This is a genomic window from Hyphomonas polymorpha PS728 (genome assembly GCF_000685315.1).
Classification (GTDB): domain Bacteria; phylum Pseudomonadota; class Alphaproteobacteria; order Caulobacterales; family Hyphomonadaceae; genus Hyphomonas; species Hyphomonas polymorpha.
The window spans coordinates 168,295-186,988 of sequence record NZ_ARYM01000006.1 but is presented as its reverse complement, the minus strand read 5'-3'; the positions used below and the strand labels follow the sequence as shown (position 1 = coordinate 186,988).

Genomic DNA, 18,694 nt, shown 5'->3' with positions numbered 1-18,694 from the left:
CCGGCGCACACGCCCAGCGGCTGGCGCATCGAATAGACATCAATGCCTGGGCCGGCGCCTTCGGTGTATTCGCCCTTCAGAAGGTGGGGCACGCCGCAGGCAAACTCCACCACATCCAGGCCGCGCTGCACGTCGCCTTTGGAATCGGCAATCACCTTGCCATGTTCGGACGAGAGCATATACGCCAGCTCGTCCATATTGGCTTCGACCAGGCGCTTGAACTCGAACATCACGCGCGCCCGGCGCTGCGGGTTGGTGCTGGCCCAGGCGGGAAAGGCCGCCGTCGCAGCGTCCACCGCAGCGCCCAGTTCGGCCTTCGTTGCGAGCGCCACACGTGCCTGAATCGCGCCCGTATTGGGGTCGTAAATATCCCCAAACCGGCCGGATGTTCCGGCGACAGTCTTGCCATTCACAAAATGATGAACTTCGCGCACGCGCGCTCCTCCTGCTTATCGGGCCTATGCGGCAGCCGCAGCACAATCTGCGCGCCGTCACGGCGTTTTTGATGGTGCGGGCTTGCCGCATTTTCCGGTGTCTTGCAAGGAAGCCGGCCGGCCACACGGCGCGCTTGACGCGGCGTTCCTGCGCTGCCTTTGCAAGAAAACTGCACATCCCGTTGGCCTGTTCGGCTCAATTCTCACGCTTGTTCTGGTGAGGGCCTCTACCCGCCCTCTGCCGCTCAACGGAGATGCGCTGTGAAAACACTCACATCCGCGCTGACATTTCTCGTCATGACGACAGCCCTGGCGGCGCCTGTCGCCTTGGCCCAGCCTGCCACAACAGAGGCCGACGCCCTTATGCCAGCGCCCATCCCCCAGTCCCTGCCCGCTGACGCAATTGTTTTGCAGCGTGCCATCATCCGCGACCCCGGCGTGATTGCGCCGCTGGACGCGCTGACCATTCTCGTGCCCGATGGCTGGACCACGCAGGGCGGCATCGTTCAGCAGCGAGATCGCTGCTCTGACATTTTCGGCGTGGACTGGAGCGCAACCTCCCCGGATGGCGCCTCCAGCATATTCATCTTCCCGACCGAAGGCTGGCAGGCCAGCACAACCCCGATGAACGCTACCTGCCCCCCCGCCACGTTCACAAGCGCGGAGCAGTATCTCAGCGCCCGGGTGCAGGCCTCCTTCCCCAATGCCCGGATCACAGCGTATCGCCCCCGGGAAGATTATGCCAAAGCCGCCGCCCAGCAGGCGCATGACCTGCAGATGATGGCAAATCAGGCGGGCGTCGGTATGCGTGTCTGGGCCGATGGCGGCGAAGTGGAATTCACGTTCCGCGGACAAAACGGCGCCGAGATGCAGGGGCTGGTTGCAGTCACGGCCACCTTCATGATGTCCGAGCCTCTCTATAATCCCATGGGCGGCGCGCCATTGCAGACGCTCAGCGCGGCCACCCTGGGCACTTTTGGCGCCGTCGCCCCAACGGGGCAGCTGAACGTCCCGCTTGCCGAAGCGGTGCGTCGCTCCCTCACGCCGCAAGCTGATTGGCTGGAGAAGTTATTCGCTATCAAGGCCCAGCTCGGCCAGATGGCCGCACGCAACACCGAGGAGCGTGCCGCCATGATTGTCGCCGGGGGCGCCGCTGCCACCAAACGCAACATCGAAACGTATCGCAAGATGGCCGAGGCAACCCGCGCCAATGACATGCCGGACCCCGTGAAAACCAGCTCGGATGGCCCCACCAGCAAACGCTACACGACCGATGAAACGGACGACCGCATAGAGCGGGAAAGCATTGAAGGCATTCGCGGGGTGGAAACCTATCACGATCCTGTCGATGGCCGTCAGGTGCAGCTTGATGCGACGTACGACAATGCCTGGCGGGTAACCAATCAGGACGCCTACATCCTGACCAACGACCCGAACTTCAATCCCGGCCTCTACAATATCGAGGCCACCCAGCTGAAGACTGTCAGATAGTCGAAGCCTCGGTTCAAGCCAGCGCGGGAACCGCAAGCACGTCCACTGGCGATTTGCGCAGAACCTCCTCGGCCACGCTGCCGAGAAAGAAGCGCCGGATGCCGCTATGGCCCTGCGTGCCCACCACAATCAGCTCTGCGCCAATCTCCTGCGCCACGGCACATATCGTCTGCGCCGCAGTTCCGCGCTGCAAACGGGGCAGAACACCGCTGTGCGCAAGCCCCATCTGCTCCGCTACGACTTTCAGATTGTCTGCAGACGCTTCCTGCTGCTCGGCAATGTAATGCTGGATGTCGGCTGTCGTGGTGCCTGCCGTCGTCATCAGACGGATGGCCGGTGTGTCGAAGACATTGCAGAGATAGACCTGCGCCCCGGCGGCCATTCCACTCCGGAAAAAGCTAGTGGCTGCCAGCACGGAGGCCTCCGAGAAATCCGTCGTCAGCAGTACGCGCCGGTAAGGGCCATCTTCAGCGTTCACCGCCATAAGCACCGGCACACTGCTCTGCCGGATCACCTGCTCGACATTCGTTCCTGTGAGCATTTCCCGCAAGTTGCGGCGCCCTGGCGCGCCGACGACAATCAACTCCGCCTCTTCGCCGCGGGCGGTCTCCAGGATAACCTTGGCCGGATCGCCCTCTTTGAGCTGCGCTGCCGCGCCCGCCGCCTTCGCCGCTTCGTTCAGCTGATCCTGAGCATCTGCGTCTCCTGCATGAACAAGCAGCAGGTCGGCCTCTGTCTTTTCGGCAAGGTGCATGGCGCGCGCCTGCGCGCGGGCACAGCTTTCAGAAAAACGGGTTGCGGCCAGTATCTTGCGCAAGATCACCCCAATAATGCCCACACCCTGTGAATTGGCTGGGAAAGCGGGTCTGTGGTGCCGGCTACAGGACTCGAACCCGTGACCCTCTGATTACAAATCAGATGCTCTACCAGCTGAGCTAAGCCGGCACTTTGCCGGTGGCTACAGGGGAACACGGGAGGGGTCAAGCGGGCATTCTGACTTGCGGTCCCCCTTGCGGCGCCCCGGTTCTGGCTATGCTTGCCATGCGCCGGTTGAGCTGTTTTGCTGCTCGCTAACGTTTCGAAAGCCCTTCCGCATTGCCTCCCTCCCCGCCTCGCGCCCTGACGCCCGATCTGCTGCGCGCCTTTGCCCTGATTGGCATTGCCGTGGTGAATGTGTCCGGCTTCGCTGCGCCGGCTACGGACGGCTTTTACGGGACAGGCCTGGAAGCCCCGGCCGACCGCGCCGCATATACGGCCATGTCAGGCCTGTTCCTGATGAAGTCCTATCCGCTGTTTGCGATGATGTTCGGCGCCGGTCTCGCCTGGCAGCTGGAGGCGGCAGGCCGCGCAGGAGCAGATGCCGGCGCGCGCTATTTCCGGCGGATGGCCGCGCTCATCGTCCTGGGCGCCCTGCATTTCATCTTCTTCTGGTATGGCGACATCCTGATCACCTACGGCCTTCTGGGCTGCCTTCTTTTCACCCTGCGCGGTGCCTCGGCGGCCTCACTGGTTCGCCTCGGGCTCGGCCTGATTGCGCTCAACACGCTGATCCTCTTCCTCTTCGCTGCCCTGCTTGGCGCGGGGGACGCCCTTGCGCCTGAAGAGATTGCGAAAGCGCGCGCCCCTTCGGCCAATGCGGCGCAGGTCCGCGCCTTCACCGAGGGCAGCTTCCTGGACGCAGCGGCCTGGCGCCTGTCACAGCTTCCCCTCATCCTGCCCAGCATGCTGATCCAGCAGGGGATCGCCGTCTTCGGATTCTTCTGCCTCGGGCTTGCTGCTGCGAAAGCCGGCGTGATTGACCAGCCACAGGCGCGTATCTGGAAGCTCTCGCGCTGGGTTTTCCTTTCCGTCGGCCTGCTGGGCAGCCTCTGGGCGGCCAGCCTGATGACCCGCGCCGAAACAATCGTGTCCGGCCAATACATGCTGGCCGGGGCGGTCCTGATGGCCTTCTCGGTATTCTCTGTTTTTGGGTATGCGGGCATCATAGCGCTGGCCTCTCAGGGCAGCCCCGGCCCCATCCGCCGGTTTCTGGCGCGTGCGGGGTCGGCCTCCCTGACGGCGTACCTGTTGCAATCCCTCCTCCTTTCCTTCCTCTTCGCGGGCTATGGCCTGGATCAGTTCGGGCGCATGAGCGCGGCTGAGGCGATCCTAACGGCACTCGGCGTAGGGTTTGCCTCCCTCGCCTTCACAGGTATCTGGCGCAGCTTCGCGGCGCGCGGGCCTTTGGAAGTCCTGCTGAGGCGCGTTACCTATTGGGGCCGCGCCTAGAGCTTTCCTTTACCGGCGAGGGCGTTAAAAGGCGCGTTCTCCAACAGAAAGGCTCTGAAAAGGCCCCATGACCCAGCAACGGCGCATCCTCATCACCTCGGCCCTGCCCTACATCAACGGCGTGAAGCATCTCGGCAACCTTGCCGGCTCGATGCTTCCGGCAGATGTGTATGCCCGTGTGATGCGCCTGATGGGCCATGATGTGACCTATATCTGCGCCACTGATGAGCATGGCACCCCCGCCGAACTCGCCGCCCAGGCGGCTGGCCAGACCGTGCAGGCCTATTGTGACGAGCAATACGAGATCCAGCGCAAGGCCGGCGAAGGCTTTAACCTGTCCTTCGACTGGTTTGGCCGCACGTCTCGCCCGGCCAACCACAAGATTACCCAGCATCTTGCCCAGCAGCTGGAAAAGAACGGCCTGATCGAAGTGCGCACTTCAAAGCAGGTTTACGCCGTCGATGACGGCCGCTTCCTGCCGGACCGCTATGTTGAGGGCACCTGCCCCCATTGCGGCTACGAAAAGGCGCGCGGCGACCAGTGTGACAGCTGCGGCCGCCTTCTAGACCCCGTTGACCTGATCAATCCCTACTCGGCCGTCACCGGTAGCCGGAATATCGAGATCCGGGATACTGACCATCTCTACCTGCTACAGACGGGCATGCAGGATCGCATCCGCGAATGGGTGAACGAGAAGGGCAAGAACTGGCCTTCGCTGGCGGTTTCCATCGCCAACAAATGGCTTGATGAAGGCCTGATTGCCCGCTCAATCACGCGCGATCTCAGCTGGGGCGTGAAAGTCACCGATGCTGACGGCAATCCGCGCCCCGGCTTTGAGAACAAGGTCTTCTATGTCTGGTTCGATGCTCCGATCGGCTACATCTCTGCCACGCAGGAATGGGCCGAAGCCACTGGCAATGACTGGGAAAAACTCTGGCTCACCGACAAAGGCGCCGACCAGACAGAATACGTCCAGTTCATGGGCAAGGATAACGTCGCCTTCCACACGGTCAGCTTCCCCGTCACGCTGCTGGGCTCTGGCGAGCCGTGGAAAACGGTCGACAAGCTGAAAGCGTTCAACTGGGTCACTTGGTATGGTGGCAAATTCTCCACCAGCCAGAAGCGCGGCGTGTTCATGGACCAGGCGCTGAGCCTTCTGCCGTCTGACTATTGGCGCTGGTATCTGATCTCCAACGCTCCGGAAGGCTCCGACGCGGCGTTCACCTGGGAAGGCTTCCAGGCAGCCGTGAACTCCGACCTTGCCAACGTGCTCGGCAACTTCATCAACCGGATCACCAAATACTGCGCCTCGAAATTTGATGGCAAAGTGCCCGAAGCCGGCACGCCTGGTGAGGCCGAAGCGTGGATGGCCAACGAGCTGGCAGAGCGCCTGCCGCGTCTTGTCGAGTTCTACGAAGCGATGGAATTCCGCAAGGCCGCCGCCGAGACACGCGCCATCTGGGCAGCGGGCAACGAATACCTCACCAAGGCAGAACCTTGGGTGAAATACAAGAATGACGTGGATGGCGCCGCCGTTGGCGTGCGCGCGGGCATAAATCTCGCTGCCCTCTTCGGCATCATCGCCCAGCCGATCATTCCGGATGCGGCAAAGAAAATCCTCGATGCGCTCGGCATTCCGGAAGAAAACCGCAAGATGCCCAGCGGCTCAAAGGCCGAGGACTTTGCCGCCCTGCTTGATGCCCTTCCGCGTGGCCACGCCATCACCCCGCCGGATGTTCTCTTCCAGAAGATCGAGGATGCCCAGGTGGCGGAATGGACTGAGCGCTTCGGCGGCGGCAAGGAGTAGGCTCCATGATGCGAACCGGAGGTTGTCAATGTGGACGCATCCGGTTTCGCGCAGCCAGCTTGCGCGACAATCCTCATGTCTGCCATTGCCGCATGTGCCAGAAGGCAACGGGCAATTTCTTTGCTGCCCTAGTGGGTGTCCCGTATGCTGATTTTCAGTGGACGCGGGGAACACCGGCAGAATTTCATAGTTCCGGAAAAGCCCGCCGCGGCTTCTGCCGGGATTGTGGCACACCGCTCTACTATCGCCACGAAGACAACCAACACATCTCCATGAGCATTGGCGCTTTCGACAATCCCGCCTCCATTCCCCTGAATTACCAATTGGGCATGGAGGGGCGCCTACCCCAGATGGATCAGTTTGAAGTGCTCGATGATTTCGGCAGCACCGAAGACGACATGCCCGAAGAAGCCGCCCGCATCCGCGCCAGCAATAACCAGCACCCCGATCACGATACGGAAGACTGGACGCCGAAGGCTTAAGGGTTCCGGAAAACGACGGTCAGATTATTCGCGGGCATCTCGACAACCGCGTCTAATTGCAAGCCCGCCTTCTGTGCCAGAGGGACGAGATCACGGTCCAGATCCCGTACACCCCAGCGAGCATCCCTGGACCTCAGACTGGCATCAAACGCAGCATTTGACGGTGCAATCACACCATCGCGGGCGAAGGGCCCATACATCAACAATGCTCCGCCAGGCTTCAGCAACCGTCTGGCCCCGGCAATCAGCCCCTTTGCTGCCTCAAAGGGCGCGATGTGAACCATATTGGCGCTGAAGATCGCGTCCCACGCCCCCGCCTGTTCCGCCGCTTCCCAATCCTCAGATGACGCATCAATCTCCACCGGCCCATGCAGCCGGACTGTCACGTCTGCCCCGCGCCAGGCCCGCTGGCTCGCAAGACTCGGCGGGTCAATGTCGGAATAGGTCCAATCCAGCCCCGGCAGTTCCTCGACCAGGAACGCGCCATGCTCCCCGGTTCCAGACGCAATCTCCAGAACGCGCGCGGGCATCGCCAGATATGCTTTCAGCACATCGCATATCGGCTCCCGGTTCCGCGCGGCAGAGGGGGAATAGCGCCGCCCATCGCCGCCCGCGCCGCGATCTTCCAGCGCAACCGGTGGCTTATCCGCCATGCTGGGACTTCTCGAAGTCGAACATCTCGGTTGTCACGCTGGCTTGCCCGGCGGCCGAATAGCGCGGCCCAACTGCCCGTTCCGGCGCGAAGGCTGCGTCCAGCTGCGACACTTGCTCCGCCGTCAGACGAACCCCCGCGGCGGCGTGGTTCTCTTCCAGATGCCGGATGCTCCGTGTGCCCGGAATGGGCAGAACATGATCGCCCTTGGCCATCGCCCAGGCAATCGCCAGTTGCGCCACGCTGCACCCTGCTTCACGGGCAACCGCACGGGCTGTTTCCAGCAGCGGCAGATTTCCGGCATAGTTTTCATCAGAGAAGCGCGGGAACAATACCTTGCGCATATCCGTGTCATGGAATGCTGAGGGGTCGGCGGGCGGATCGGCCAGAAAGCCCCGCCCAACTGGCGAGAACGCGACGAAGGCCACCCCCAATTCTCGGCATGCCTCGAGGACGGCAATCTCGGGATTGCGCACCCATAGGGAGTATTCCGATTGCAGCGCCGCGACCGGATGCACCTTGTGTGCCCGGCGCAGCTGGTCCTCTCCCATTTCGGAGAGCCCATAGAAACGGATCTTCCCCTCACGGATAAGATCAGCCATCGCCCCGGCAGACTCCTCCACCGGCACCTTGGGGTCAGGCCGGTGAAGATAGTAGAGGTCAATCACATCGGTGCGCAGCCGCTTCAGGCTGGCCTCGCACGCCGCCTTGATGGCTTCGGGCCGCCCATCCAGCGTGCGCTGCTTTTCCCTGAAGCCCAGCACGCACTTGCTCGCCAGGAAATATTCCTGCCGCCGCTTGCCGAGCGCCTCACCAATCAGCTCCTCGCTGCGGCCAAGGCCGTAGATCGTCGCGGTGTCGAGGAAGTCGCAGCCGATATCCAACGCCCGGACAAGGAGGGCTTTCGCCTCATGCTCATCCGCAGGCGGACCATACGAATGCATGATGTTCATGCAGCCGAGACCGACAGGATGCACCTGCCGGTCTCCGATGCGCCGCCGCTCTACGGTCATCTGCCTACGCTCTCGGCTTGAAACGCTGCCGCAGGTCCGCCTTCAGGATCTTGCCATTGGCGTTGCGCGGCAGGGGTTCGTCCTGGAACTGGATTTCCACCGGCACCTTGAATGCCGCCAGCTGCCCCGCCACATGCGCGCGCAGGTCCGCTTCTGTCGCCGTCTTGCCCGGCTTCAACTGCACCACAGCGCCAACTTCCTCGCCCAGCACCTTGTGCGCAATGCCGACCACCGCGGCATCCATTACGGCGGGATGGTCATAAAGCGCGCTCTCGACCTCGATACAGTAGACGTTCTCGCCGCCGCGGATCAGCATGTCCTTGGCCCGGTCTACGAGATAGAGGAAGCCTTCCTCGTCGATGCGCGCAAGGTCACCGGTCACTACCCAGCCATTGCGGAAGGTCTCGGCCGTCGCATCCGGACGGTTCCAGTAGAGCCGGCAGTTCGCCGCGCTCTTACACCAGAGTTCGCCTACCTCTCCGGCCGGCATTTCATTGCCCTCGGGATCGCAAATCTTGAGCTCCACCGCAGCGGGCGGCGCCCCGGCGCTGGAGGGCCGGTTCACATAGTCTTCGCCGATGTTCAGCGTTGCGGTGGCGCAGGTTTCCGTCATGCCCCAGCCATTGCCGGGGGCTGCTTCAGGGAAACGTTTCTTGATTGTGGAGACGAGTTCGGGCGCAGACGGGGCGCCGCCATAGGAAATCGCCTGAATGGACGAGAGATCATATTTGTCCCTGTCCGGATGTTCCAGGATCTGCCAGGCAATTGCCGGAACCCCGCCCACCGCCGTGATTTTTTCGCCCTCGATGATCGGCAGCGCTTCGCCTGCGTCCCATTTATACATCGACACAACCTTGTCGCCCCGCAGGGCCGAAGGGATCAGGATGGCAAACGATCCGGTCGCATGGAAAAACGGAATGGAGATCAGCGTCGCGCGCATGGCATCGGGATCGGGCGCCGGCACAGGTTCACCCTTGCGCAGGAACATACGCGCCTGGCAGGCGGAAGAGTTGAACATGTTGGTGATCACCGCGCGATGCGTTGCCAGCGCGCCCTTGGGCTTTCCGGTCGTGCCGGACGTATACATGATCGTCGCGTCGTCGTCGGGGCCGATCTGAACACCCGTGGGTCCGGCGTCGGCAAGTTTGCCCCAGTCATTGGGATGGCCAACAATTGCGTCCAGCGAGGAGACACGCGGATCGGCAATCTCCTCGGCCGAGTCCCGGGCAATCAGAATGTGCTCCAGGTCGGGCAGCTTGTGCAGATGATCGCGGATGCGCTCATAAATCTGCAGGTCCATCACCGCCAGCTTTACCCCGGCAAAGGACAGGCCATATTCGAGTTCCTCAGCCGTCCACCAGGAGTTCATCGGTGTGGCGATCGCCCCAAGGCTCAGCGCGGCGTAAAAAGCCAGCGGCCACTGCGGATAATTCCGCATGACGATGGCCACCCGGTCGCCCTTCTGGATGCCGTATTTGTCGCGCATCTCGGCGGCCAGCTTACGCACGGCGAGATTCAGGGCGCGAAACGTCACGCGCTCATTCTGGTAGACGAGATAGGTACGCTCTGCGAACTGCTGGGCAGCCAGTTCCAGGATCACAGGGATATTCGGCGGCGCGTTCTTGTAGACCTTCATGCGGACGCCGCGGATCTCGGCGTCTTCGAGCTCCAGCGGCGATCCCGGCCCGGCCAGCGCGGCATTGGCCTGGGCGATCGACATAGCGGGCCAGTTCGGGGGGAGAAGGTCTGTCGACATGGGTTTCCTCGGGTTGTTTCTGTGCTGGCGCCAGACAACCACGCGCGCGCTGGATTATGAAGAGGCTCACATGCGACACGGCGTCATTTTTGTGTGAACCGGCGCCCAAATCCGGCGTTTGATGGCATGTTTTTTCTCTTCCCTCACCAAACCCCTCAGGTTCGGGTGAGTTCTGCCCCGTCAGCGAATGGCAATCATTTCTTCGAGATCGGTATCCGGGTTGAACTTCCGGGGCCGCGCTTTCCACGCCCAGCCGAGCAGCAATGGCAATGCAATCAGGACGAAACCGCCCTTGATGAAGACAGAGGCAGGGATATTCCCCGCCCCTATTGGTAACGCCAAGAGGACGCCTGCCAGCATCACCAGGGCTCCGAACGCGAAAGAGAGCAGCGGCCAGTAAATCTCTGCGCGCTCGCCCGCCCGGAACTCCGCCCCGGGATTGGACCGCCGCACGCCCAGCGCCACCTGCCACATCATCGGATAGAAGGTTTCCGCCCGATCCTCGAAATTTGCAAATCCGGCATAATGCATATTGGAAATCGTAACGCGGCACCGCTCCCCGGTCAGTTCCATCAGCAGGCGGCCGGGCTGGGCCCGGCTCGACGCCCAGGCGATGCGAACCCGCCGCACACGGTCATAAGGGATTGTCAGTTGAAGCGCGCCATCGGCGCCATGCTTTTCCAGCCGGTCCGGATAAGCGCGCCAGAGAATCTCGCCTTTCTCGAAGGCGGAAATTCTCTGGCGGAACTCCTTGTTTTCCATTCTGTCCCCCACGGTTCGGGAGACAGTCTACGCTTTACTTGCCGTAGTCGCAAAAGCGCAGTCTGCGGCTCGTGCCGTCGCGGTCAGCCACAGTGTAGGTCTGACCGGTCAGGCCAGTTTCGTCGCACAGATAGCCGATCTGATACATTGCCAGCTTCACTTCATTATCCGGCTGGATGTCATACTGTGTCATGAGATCGATGGCATCGAGGTGCCGGCCGAGTTTCATCAGCGCGTTGAAACGCTCCGTATGGGTTGCATCGGCAGAGGCCAGCACAGCGTTCATTGCCTCCAACTGCGCACGGGCTTCGGGCAGCTTGGCCTTGGCGCGGCGGGCGGCATCCGTGTTCGGATGGTTGGCAATCACTTCGTCGAAATAACCCACAGCGCCCGGCAGATCATATCCGGTCGGGCTCATGCTCAATACGCCCAGTTCGTAAAGAACGTCCGCTTTCTGTTCAGAGGTCAGTTCAGGATCGCCGGCGAGCTGCATCAGGCGCTGAATAGCGGCCGGCACATTGCCGGCAGTCTGCAGTTCGGTTGCCGTGCTCAGGCCCAGCTCATACTGGGAAGGCACAACGACTGCAGGCGCAGGTCCATCGCTGGGGGGCGCCTGCGTCGCGCACGCGGCGAAAACGAGAGCCGAGGCGGCGGCGGCAAGGCTGAGACGGATCATATCAAACTTCCTTCTTGCAGGCGGAATCATGAGGTTCGCGCACTCTCCATAACCTGCCGGAATGAAGCGGCACAGGGCAGAAGTGTGATGTTAGTGTGGCAAAGCCTCAGGCAGAGGCCAGCCGCTCAATTGCTGACAGGTCACCCCGGCCAAGTGCCTCGATGGCGCGCGCCGCAATATGGCGCGCTGTCAGGCCGGCTTGATCATACATCGCAGCCGGCGTGTCCTGATCCTGGAAGATGTCAGGCAGCGTCAGAACACGCACCTTCAGACCGGAATCCAGCGCTCCGCAATTGGCCAGATGCTCCAGCACGAAACTGCCAAAGCCTCCCCGCGCGCCTTCTTCCAGAGTGAGGAGCACTTCATGCTCTTTCGCCAGGCGTTCGATCAGCTCATTGTCGAGCGGCTTGGCAAAGCGGGCATCGGCGACCGTGGCGCTCAGCCCCTGCGCGGCCAGCATGTCGGCGGCTTTCAGTGCTTCCTGCAGGCGAGTGCCGTAGGAAAGGATCGCAATCGCGTTCCCTTCCCGCACAACTCTGCCCTTGCCGATTTCCAGCGGCTTGAGAATGTTGGGGATCGTCACGCCAACCCCTTCGCCGCGCGGATAGCGGAAGGCACTGGGCCGGTCATCGATCTGGAGCGAAGTCAGCACCATCCGCGCCAGTTCCGCCTCATCCGAGGGCGCCATGCAGACCATGCCCGGCAGCGCGCCGAGATAACCGATGTCGAAACTGCCCGCATGGGTCGCGCCGTCAGCGCCCACCAATCCTGCCCGGTCGATGGCAAAGCGAACCGGCAATTGCTGGATCGCCACATCATGCACCACCTGGTCATAGCCGCGCTGAAGGAAGGTGGAATAGATCGCGCAGAACGGCTTCATGCCATCGGCTGCAAGCCCGGCGGCAAATGTCACGGCATGCTGCTCGGCAATACCGACGTCGAAATGCCGCTCGGGGAACTTCTTCCCGAAAATGTCCGTACTCGTACCAGATGGCATCGCCGCGGTGATGGCGCAGATCCTGTCATCTGTCTCGCCCAGTTTCGCCAGCGTCTGGCCGAACACCTTCTGATAGGCCGGCGGCCCGGCAGCGCCCTTGGCCTGCTCGCCGGTGACGACGGAGAATTTCGAAACGCCGTGATACTTGTCGGCAGAATTCTCGGCAGGCGCATAGCCCTTGCCCTTCTGCGTCACAACATGCAGCAGGATCGGGCCGTCCTGCATCGCCTTGATGTTTTCAAGCAGGTCCAGCAGCGTGTCGAGATCATGCCCGTCCACCGGGCCGATATAGTAGAACCCCATCTCCTCGAAGAGCGTGCCACCCATCGCGAAACCGCGCAGATATTCTTCCGCGCGCCGCGCCGGGGATTCCAGCCCCATCGGCTGGATCACCTTCTTGGCAATCCGGCGCAGGCCCCGATAAGGCCGCGAGGAAACCAGCCGCGAGAAATAATGGCTCATTGCGCCCACGGGGGGCGCAATCGACATGTCGTTGTCGTTGAGGATAACGATCATCCGGGAACGGTCAGCCCCGGCATTGTTCATCGCCTCATACGCCATACCGGCTGACATCGACCCGTCGCCGATCACGCAGATGACGTGATTGTCCTTGCCCTGCAGATCGCGCGCCTTGGCAAAACCGAGGCCCGCCGAGATCGAGGTTGAAGCATGGGCCGCGCCGAACGGATCGTATTCGCTCTCCGCACGCTTGGTGAAACCCGAGAGCCCCCCCGCCTGGCGCAGGGTCCGCATCCGGTCCTTGCGCTCGGTCAGGATCTTGTGGGGATAGCACTGATGGCCGACATCCCAGATCAGCTTGTCGGCGGGCGCATCGAACACCGCATGGATCGCCACGGTCAGCTCCACCACGCCCAGGCCGGAGCCGAGATGCCCCCCGGTCACCGACACGACATCGATCACCTCATGGCGCACTTCCTCGGCGATCTGTTTCAGATCGGCGCGGCTGCGGCCTTTAAGGTCGGACGGCGCATCAATGGCGTCCAGGAGGCGGTTCGGGCGTGTCTCGGTCATATCTGCGTGCTTTTCTTGTCGTCGCGTGCCCGTTCTACCGGGGTCTGTTCAGCACATAATCAACGGAATGCAGCAGGATGTGGGCCTTGTCACGGAAAATTGCCAAATGTTCCTTGGCCTGCGCGGCGAGCAGCCGCACCCTCTGCCGGGCACCATCCACCCCCAGAAGGGTAACGAAATTCGCCTTCCCGGCGTCCTTGTCCTTGGAAAGTGCCTTGCCCACGATGCTTTCATCCCCCTCTGCATCAAGGATGTCATCGGCGATCTGATACGCCAGCCCCAGATCATTGGCAAAACCTGCCAGGGCATTGCGTTCAGCCTCCCGGGCGTGACCAATGATCGCCCCTGCCTCCAGTGCATAGGAAATCAGGGCTCCGGTCTTCAGCCGCTGCATGCGGGTAATGGTGTTGAGATCGCGCGGGCTCGCCTCCTCCAGCATGTCGATCATCTGGCCGCCCACCATGCCGCGCGCCCCGGCTGCGTCTGCCAGCCGCTCGATCAGCAGCACGCGCACCGCCGGGTCTTCGTGCGTCTCGCTGGACGCCAGTATCTTGAACGCCAGCGTCAGCAGCGCGTCCCCCGCCAGCACGGCGGTTGCCTCGTCAAAGGCCTTATGGACGGTGGGCTGCCCGCGCCGGAAGTCATCATCGTCCATACAGGGCAGGTCATCATGCACCAGCGAATAGCAGTGCACGCATTCCAGCGCCGCGGCTGTCCGCAGAAGGCTCTTCTCCGAGGCCCCGAACATGGCGCCCGTTTCCAGTACGAAAAAAGGCCGCATCCGCTTGCCATTGGCCAGCGCGGCATGGCGCATGGCGCGCATCAGATTGGCTTCCGGTCCACTGGCCGGGGGGATCAGCTGGTCCAGCGCCACGGTCACCTTGTCGGCAACTTCCGTCAGGCGTTGTTCAAAGTCTGACACTTCGCCCTCGTCCGGCCCCATGACGGCGAACCTAATCGAAGGCGGCCGGTTCGGTCGTCGGACCGCCGGCGCCCTGAACAATCTGCTCCACCTTCAGCTCGGCCGATTTCAGCCGCGCCTCGCAATGCGCTTTGAGAGCTGCGCCGCGCTCATAGATCGCGATCGACTTTTCAAGCTCGACTTCACCGGCTTCCAACTGGCGGACAATGCCTTCCAGCTCGGCCAGTGCTTCCTCGAAGCTCATCTTGTCCACGGGTTTGGATTTGACATCCGACATGGCGCGCCTGTCCTGAAAATTCGTTCCAGCCTGTCTAGAGCCCGCTGCCGGGCGCGACAACCGTTATCGTGTCACTGTCCACGGTATTCGTAGACGCGGTAGCTCCAATAGCTGTCCCCGCCATCCCGTGCACACACCCAGCCCAACTCACGCAGTTCAGGTCTCAGCATGCGGTTGAACCATCCGTGTGCGGCGAGATAGACTTTTGCGTCTGCAGCGGCCTCATGCAGCTTCAAAGCTGCTGCCTTGGCGCGCACACGCGCCTCGCCCACCGATTCGCCGTCCAATGAATGGCCGGTTAACCAGACTGTCCTGGCCAGCACATTCCATGTTTTGGGCAAGGCGCGAAAGCCATGCAGTTTTGGCGGCGGCAGCGGCGCTTCATTGAATACCGGATCATAGATCGCCGTCAGGTGCGGCGCGGCGCTGTCGGCCGTCTGCTGCGCGCGCAGGCGGGCGGATGCAAACACGATGTCCGCATCGGCCACCATGTCCCTCAATTCCTTGGGCGCTTCCTGCCCCTCCGCCAGCGGTCCTATTTCGTACTTGGCCCACCAGTCGATATAGTCCTGCCAGTGCAGGCGCGGCCCAAGATTGCGGTCCAGCGCAGGGCGGCCATGGCGCGATATGATGATCGGCCCACGGCGTTGCTTTGTCGATGTCGTGTTGGGCATCGCCAGTTATCCGTATTGCCGCAGAGGCCCCGCGCCCCCGTTTAAACCCGGACTAGCGGGGTTAGCGGCAGCGGGCAAGATACGGATTTCCGGGTCAAAGCCCCTTCCAGACGCGTTTGCGGCAGGGCTCATCGCCTTGCAATTTGCAGCGGTGGAAGGTCATCAGCACCGTGTCCGCGCGCCCGATCAGATGGTCGAGCGGCACAAAGCCGATGGACGCATCATCCGCCGCTACACGCAGAGGGCAGCCAGCCCGGTCCACCACGCCATTGACTGGCGGGCAATGGCCGGAAAGCTCGCGGCTGTCATAGGAATTGTTACGGTTGTCGCCGACCAGGAACATGTGGCCCTCGGGCACCACGAACAGCACCGTGTCATCCACGGCATGTCCGCGCAGCCCGCGATGGGTCAGCCAGGTCTTGTCCCCGATGGTCTCGCGCCATTCATGGGCAGTGTCGATCACATCGGTCCGGTCGGGAATGTAGCGCACCGTGCGCACGAATTCGGCATCCACAGGCTGGCCGTTGATCACCAGTTCTTCATTAATCATCTGAACCGTGTCACCCGGCAGGCCCACCACCCGCTTGATCATCACCCGGTCCGAATGGGTATGCTCGAACACCACCACATCGCCGCGCTCGGGCGTGCCCGGGAAGAAACGCCCTTCGCCCAGCGGCAGATATCGCCCGATGCTCAGGGGCAACGAATACCGGCCATAACCAAAGGCAAACTTGGCCACCGCCACGCGGTCGCCCACTTCCAGGGTCGGCACCATGCTTTCAGACGGAATAACGCGCTGTTCGTAAAGCAGACCGGTGAATAGCAGGAAGGCCGGCGCCACAATGGCAAGCGTCGCGCCCCATTCGCGCAGCTCCTGCTTGATCTTTGCCCAGAGGCCTGTCTCTGCTGCCGGCGCCTCGGCGGCCACGCTGTTTTCCTCAGTCATTCAAACCCCATAGCAGGCACCGCTCTCGCGCAGGCCGGGAAGTCTTAAACGATAAGCCGCCCCCTTGCGAAGGCGAAATGCCCCGCAACACTGCTATTCAATGTGAGGCGAAACAGCGCTTCAGGCGAGGCTGTAAAGCAGTGCGCCGTCCGTATCGGGCCGGGTTTTTACCTCCCCGCGATGGATCAGATAATTGAGGTGCGCCAGCGCCTCGCCCGTAGCGTTGCCCATTTCATCGTCTTTGATCGCCCGTCCGAACAGGGTCACGAAGGTCTCGGGCACCTTCACAGGCCCCTTCTCCAGCTTTTGCCGCAGGCGCGTCAGAGAGGTGTCATGCCCCGCAATCAGGTTGCGCAGCCGGATATGCGCGCCTGTGAACGGCTCATTGTGTGCCGGCAGGACGAAGCAATCCTCGGGCAGCTCCCGCAGCAGCTTCTCACAGCTCTTGATCCAGTCATCCAGCGGATTGGCCGCCGGTTCGGTGGGGTGAACCGATACGTTGGATGAAATCCGCGGCAGCAACTGGTCGCCGGTAATCGCCACGTTCAGCGCCTCGCTGAACAGGCACACATGCTCGGGCGAATGGCCGTTGCCGGTAATCACGCGCCAGTCCTGCCCGGCCAGGCGAACCGTGTCGCCATCTTCAAGCCGCCGGAACGCGTCCGGCATCTGGCTGACGCCCCGTCCGAACCCGCCAAAGCGCGAAACGTAGTTGTCGATGGCCTTCTGGGGCCATCCGGCGCGGATATAGAAATCGATCCCCGCCTTTGGCGCGTCCCGGCCCGTATCGGCCACGAGCATCCGGCACGTCGTATACTCCAGCCGGCTGATCCACAGCTCGGCATCATACTTGTAGCAGAGCCAACCCGCTGCCCCGATATGGTCTGGGTGCATATGGGTGATGATTACCCGCTTCAGCGGCTTGTCTGCCGTCACCCGCTCGCCCAGCAGTTTGCGCCAGGCATCCTTGGTGTCGGGCAGCGGCATACCGGTATCCACAATGGTCCAGCCGTCGCCATCATCAATGATCCACACATTGATGAACTTCAGCGAGAAAGGCAGCGGCATCCGCGTCCACTCGACGCCGGGCGCCAGCGTAATGGCTTCACCAGGCTCAGGCGCGCGCGTCCCCAGCGGGAAAGTCAGACCCTTGTACTGGGTCGGTTCAGAGAGAAATCCATCCATGGGGCCACGATACGGCGGCAGGCTCCCCCGTCGAGCCGTCACGCGGGGGAAGGATCACTTGATCGGCTTGCGGTCCCGGGGGGCGAGCTTCGTGCGCTTGAACTTGTCACCCTTCAGCGCCGAGGGCCGGTTACCGTCTGCCTTGGGCGCTGCGGCTGCCGGCTTGGCGCCCGGCCGGGCGGGTTTGCCGCCGGGGTGCGGCGGCTTTGCGCCCGCACGGTCTGATTTTAGACTCGCGCGATCCGGTCTGGGGCCATCCCGGTCGGGTCTCGGGCCTTTGCGTTCCGGTCTTGCGCCATCGCGGTCAACTCCTGGTCCGGACCGAGGCTTATCTGTCCGGCCCTGTCCGGGCTTTGTCCCGAATTGTCCACTTCTGTCCGAATTTGTCCGCGACCCGTCCCGGCCTGGTCCGGATCTGTCGCGCTTTGGGGCGTCGCTGGCACGCGGGCGATCCTCCCGGCGGGGCGAGCGCGCCCGCACCTCTTCCCCAGCGCCAGCCGCCAGCAATGCCGCGCGCTCCTTCGCGCCCAGTGGCCGCCATTTGCCCTCCGGCAGCCCGGCCAGCAGGATGGGGCCAACCCGAATCCTCTGCAAATCCAGCACTCTAAGGTCTACCAGCTCGCACATCCTGCGGATCTGGCGGTTGCGTCCCTCCTTCAGGACGAAGCGCAGCGTGTTGTTCCGCTCCTGCTGAACCTCCGCCGGACGCAGTTGCCGCCCGTCGAGTTCCAGCCCATGGCGCAGCAGCGCCACCTTCGCCGGCGTAATGTCGCCCCTCACCCGGACAACGTATTCCTTGTCCATGTCGCTCAAGGGACCAATGATTGCCTTGGCGAGCACACCATCCTCCGACAGAATCAGCAGTCCGTGCGAATCCTTGTCGAGCCGTCCGAGCGGCGCCATCTTGTTCGAACGCTGCGGGATAGCATGCGCGCTGCCCGACAGGTTTTCCTCGGTAACCAGCCGTATCGCCGGAATTTCGCCCGGCTCGGGAGTCCCCGAAACATACCCCACCGGCTTGTTCAGGATCACCGACAGCTGATTGTCCAGCCGCCTGGAGGCAGCGTCCGTCAGGCTCAGCGTCTGCCCCTTGGTGACGCGCTCACCGGCCACCGTAACGGGCTTACCGTCCAGTTGGATAAGGCCTTTTTCGATCAGCGCATCGGCTTCCCGGCGCGAACACACGCCTTCCTGCGCCAGCCATTTGTTGATGCGCACCGGCTCTTCGCCGGTATAGGTCTTCGTCCAGGCCATCTGCCGGTTTGCTCCCAAAGGGTCAGCGCCCCTCTTACGGGGCTCCGCTCGAACCATCAACAACAG

At 62.5% G+C, this 18,694-nt stretch carries 18 protein-coding genes and 1 tRNA gene; 4 read left to right on the top strand and 15 right to left on the bottom strand.

Annotated elements, in window-relative coordinates; all coding sequences use genetic code 11:
* A partial coding sequence (locus HPO_RS07080) for an aldehyde dehydrogenase family protein (protein WP_035596223.1) occupies positions 1–434 on the bottom strand: 434 nt, incomplete at its 3' end.
* 261 nt (positions 435–695) lie between these two features.
* Between HPO_RS07080 and HPO_RS07075 the strand changes: the two genes are divergently transcribed.
* The gene (locus HPO_RS07075; RefSeq protein ID WP_035596220.1) at positions 696–1,925 is read left to right on the top strand and encodes a hypothetical protein; all 1,230 of its coding nucleotides are present in this window, start codon (positions 696–698) and stop codon (positions 1,923–1,925) included.
* A 13-nt stretch (positions 1,926–1,938) separates the two neighbouring features.
* Here the strand turns inward: HPO_RS07075 and HPO_RS07070 are convergent, their stop codons facing one another.
* Positions 1,939–2,679 (bottom strand): universal stress protein, encoded by a 741-nt coding sequence (locus HPO_RS07070; protein ID WP_157532714.1) that lies wholly within the window; start codon positions 2,677–2,679, stop codon positions 1,939–1,941.
* A 115-nt stretch (positions 2,680–2,794) separates the two neighbouring features.
* Positions 2,795–2,870 (bottom strand) — tRNA-Thr (locus tag HPO_RS07065).
* A 150-nt stretch (positions 2,871–3,020) separates the two neighbouring features.
* Here HPO_RS07065 and HPO_RS07060 point away from each other — a divergent pair.
* From HPO_RS07060 to HPO_RS21090, 3 genes are all read left to right on the top strand, one after another.
* Positions 3,021–4,193: a DUF418 domain-containing protein gene (locus HPO_RS07060; protein ID WP_035596214.1), complete on the top strand. Its 1,173-nt coding sequence runs from the start codon at positions 3,021–3,023 to the stop codon at positions 4,191–4,193.
* A 67-nt stretch (positions 4,194–4,260) separates the two neighbouring features.
* Entirely contained in the window at positions 4,261–6,000 is a 1,740-nt protein-coding gene (gene metG, locus HPO_RS07055; protein WP_035596210.1) for a methionine--tRNA ligase, read from the top strand.
* Positions 6,001–6,005: 5 nt separating this feature from the next.
* Positions 6,006–6,482 carry a GFA family protein gene (locus HPO_RS21090; RefSeq protein ID WP_035596208.1) on the top strand — a complete coding sequence of 159 codons (477 nt, stop codon included), beginning with the start codon at positions 6,006–6,008 and terminating at the stop codon, positions 6,480–6,482.
* On the opposite strand, the gene HPO_RS07045 is transcribed toward HPO_RS21090, so the two are convergent.
* From HPO_RS07045 to HPO_RS20220, 12 genes are all read right to left on the bottom strand, one after another.
* Positions 6,479–7,135 carry a DUF938 domain-containing protein gene (locus HPO_RS07045; RefSeq protein WP_035596203.1) on the bottom strand — a complete coding sequence of 219 codons (657 nt, stop codon included), beginning with the start codon at positions 7,133–7,135 and terminating at the stop codon, positions 6,479–6,481. The genes HPO_RS21090 and HPO_RS07045 overlap by 4 nt on opposite strands.
* Positions 7,125–8,147, bottom strand: a complete 1,023-nt coding sequence (locus tag HPO_RS07040; RefSeq protein WP_035596200.1) for an aldo/keto reductase — start codon at positions 8,145–8,147, stop codon at positions 7,125–7,127. The genes HPO_RS07045 and HPO_RS07040 overlap by 11 nt, the downstream gene beginning before the upstream one ends.
* A gap of 4 nt (positions 8,148–8,151) precedes the next feature.
* Positions 8,152–9,903, bottom strand: coding sequence for a class I adenylate-forming enzyme family protein (locus tag HPO_RS07035; protein WP_035596197.1), 1,752 nt, complete (start codon positions 9,901–9,903; stop codon positions 8,152–8,154).
* Between the two features lie 180 nt (positions 9,904–10,083).
* Positions 10,084–10,665 carry a hypothetical protein gene (locus HPO_RS07030; protein ID WP_035596194.1) on the bottom strand — a complete coding sequence of 194 codons (582 nt, stop codon included), beginning with the start codon at positions 10,663–10,665 and terminating at the stop codon, positions 10,084–10,086.
* Positions 10,666–10,699: 34 nt separating this feature from the next.
* The gene (locus tag HPO_RS07025) at positions 10,700–11,341 is read right to left on the bottom strand and encodes a tol-pal system YbgF family protein (protein ID WP_035596191.1); all 642 of its coding nucleotides are present in this window, start codon (positions 11,339–11,341) and stop codon (positions 10,700–10,702) included.
* A 106-nt stretch (positions 11,342–11,447) separates the two neighbouring features.
* Complete coding sequence (gene dxs / locus HPO_RS07020) at positions 11,448–13,370, bottom strand: 1-deoxy-D-xylulose-5-phosphate synthase (protein WP_035596188.1); 1,923 nt, start codon at positions 13,368–13,370, stop codon at positions 11,448–11,450.
* Positions 13,371–13,404: 34 nt separating this feature from the next.
* Positions 13,405–14,313 carry a polyprenyl synthetase family protein gene (locus tag HPO_RS07015; protein WP_206742135.1) on the bottom strand — a complete coding sequence of 303 codons (909 nt, stop codon included), beginning with the start codon at positions 14,311–14,313 and terminating at the stop codon, positions 13,405–13,407.
* Positions 14,314–14,323: 10 nt separating this feature from the next.
* Positions 14,324–14,569, bottom strand: a complete 246-nt coding sequence (locus tag HPO_RS07010; RefSeq protein WP_035596185.1) for an exodeoxyribonuclease VII small subunit — start codon at positions 14,567–14,569, stop codon at positions 14,324–14,326.
* A gap of 71 nt (positions 14,570–14,640) precedes the next feature.
* Positions 14,641–15,243 carry a histidine phosphatase family protein gene (locus tag HPO_RS07005; RefSeq protein WP_035596182.1) on the bottom strand — a complete coding sequence of 201 codons (603 nt, stop codon included), beginning with the start codon at positions 15,241–15,243 and terminating at the stop codon, positions 14,641–14,643.
* 94 nt (positions 15,244–15,337) lie between these two features.
* Positions 15,338–16,189 carry a signal peptidase I gene (gene lepB, locus HPO_RS07000; RefSeq protein WP_233349325.1) on the bottom strand — a complete coding sequence of 284 codons (852 nt, stop codon included), beginning with the start codon at positions 16,187–16,189 and terminating at the stop codon, positions 15,338–15,340.
* Between the two features lie 120 nt (positions 16,190–16,309).
* Complete coding sequence (locus HPO_RS06995) at positions 16,310–17,374, bottom strand: MBL fold metallo-hydrolase (RefSeq protein WP_035596180.1); 1,065 nt, start codon at positions 17,372–17,374, stop codon at positions 16,310–16,312.
* 54 nt (positions 17,375–17,428) lie between these two features.
* Complete coding sequence (locus HPO_RS20220; RefSeq protein WP_084324209.1) at positions 17,429–18,628, bottom strand: pseudouridine synthase; 1,200 nt, start codon at positions 18,626–18,628, stop codon at positions 17,429–17,431.
* Positions 18,629–18,694 lie beyond the last annotated feature (66 nt).

Excerpts from the sequence above, each read along its gene's own strand:
- HPO_RS07070 (WP_157532714.1), bottom strand. The coding sequence starts at position 2,679 with ATGCACCTTGCCGAAAAGACAGAGGCCGACCTGCTGCTTGTTCATGCA.
- metG (WP_035596210.1), top strand. The coding sequence starts at position 4,261 with ATGACCCAGCAACGGCGCATCCTCATCACCTCGGCCCTGCCCTACATC.
- HPO_RS21090 (WP_035596208.1), top strand. The coding sequence starts at position 6,006 with ATGATGCGAACCGGAGGTTGTCAATGTGGACGCATCCGGTTTCGCGCA.
- HPO_RS07045 (WP_035596203.1), bottom strand. The coding sequence starts at position 7,135 with ATGGCGGATAAGCCACCGGTTGCGCTGGAAGATCGCGGCGCGGGCGGC.
- HPO_RS07040 (WP_035596200.1), bottom strand. The coding sequence starts at position 8,147 with ATGACCGTAGAGCGGCGGCGCATCGGAGACCGGCAGGTGCATCCTGTC.
- HPO_RS07035 (WP_035596197.1), bottom strand. The coding sequence starts at position 9,903 with ATGTCGACAGACCTTCTCCCCCCGAACTGGCCCGCTATGTCGATCGCC.
- HPO_RS07030 (WP_035596194.1), bottom strand. The coding sequence starts at position 10,665 with ATGGAAAACAAGGAGTTCCGCCAGAGAATTTCCGCCTTCGAGAAAGGC.
- HPO_RS07025 (WP_035596191.1), bottom strand. The coding sequence starts at position 11,341 with ATGATCCGTCTCAGCCTTGCCGCCGCCGCCTCGGCTCTCGTTTTCGCC.
- dxs (WP_035596188.1), bottom strand. The coding sequence starts at position 13,370 with ATGACCGAGACACGCCCGAACCGCCTCCTGGACGCCATTGATGCGCCG.
- HPO_RS07015 (WP_206742135.1), bottom strand. The coding sequence starts at position 14,313 with ATGGGGCCGGACGAGGGCGAAGTGTCAGACTTTGAACAACGCCTGACG.
- HPO_RS07010 (WP_035596185.1), bottom strand. The coding sequence starts at position 14,569 with ATGTCGGATGTCAAATCCAAACCCGTGGACAAGATGAGCTTCGAGGAA.
- HPO_RS07005 (WP_035596182.1), bottom strand. The coding sequence starts at position 15,243 with ATGCCCAACACGACATCGACAAAGCAACGCCGTGGGCCGATCATCATA.
- lepB (WP_233349325.1), bottom strand. The coding sequence starts at position 16,189 with ATGACTGAGGAAAACAGCGTGGCCGCCGAGGCGCCGGCAGCAGAGACA.
- HPO_RS06995 (WP_035596180.1), bottom strand. The coding sequence starts at position 17,374 with ATGGATGGATTTCTCTCTGAACCGACCCAGTACAAGGGTCTGACTTTC.
- HPO_RS20220 (WP_084324209.1), bottom strand. The coding sequence starts at position 18,628 with ATGGCCTGGACGAAGACCTATACCGGCGAAGAGCCGGTGCGCATCAAC.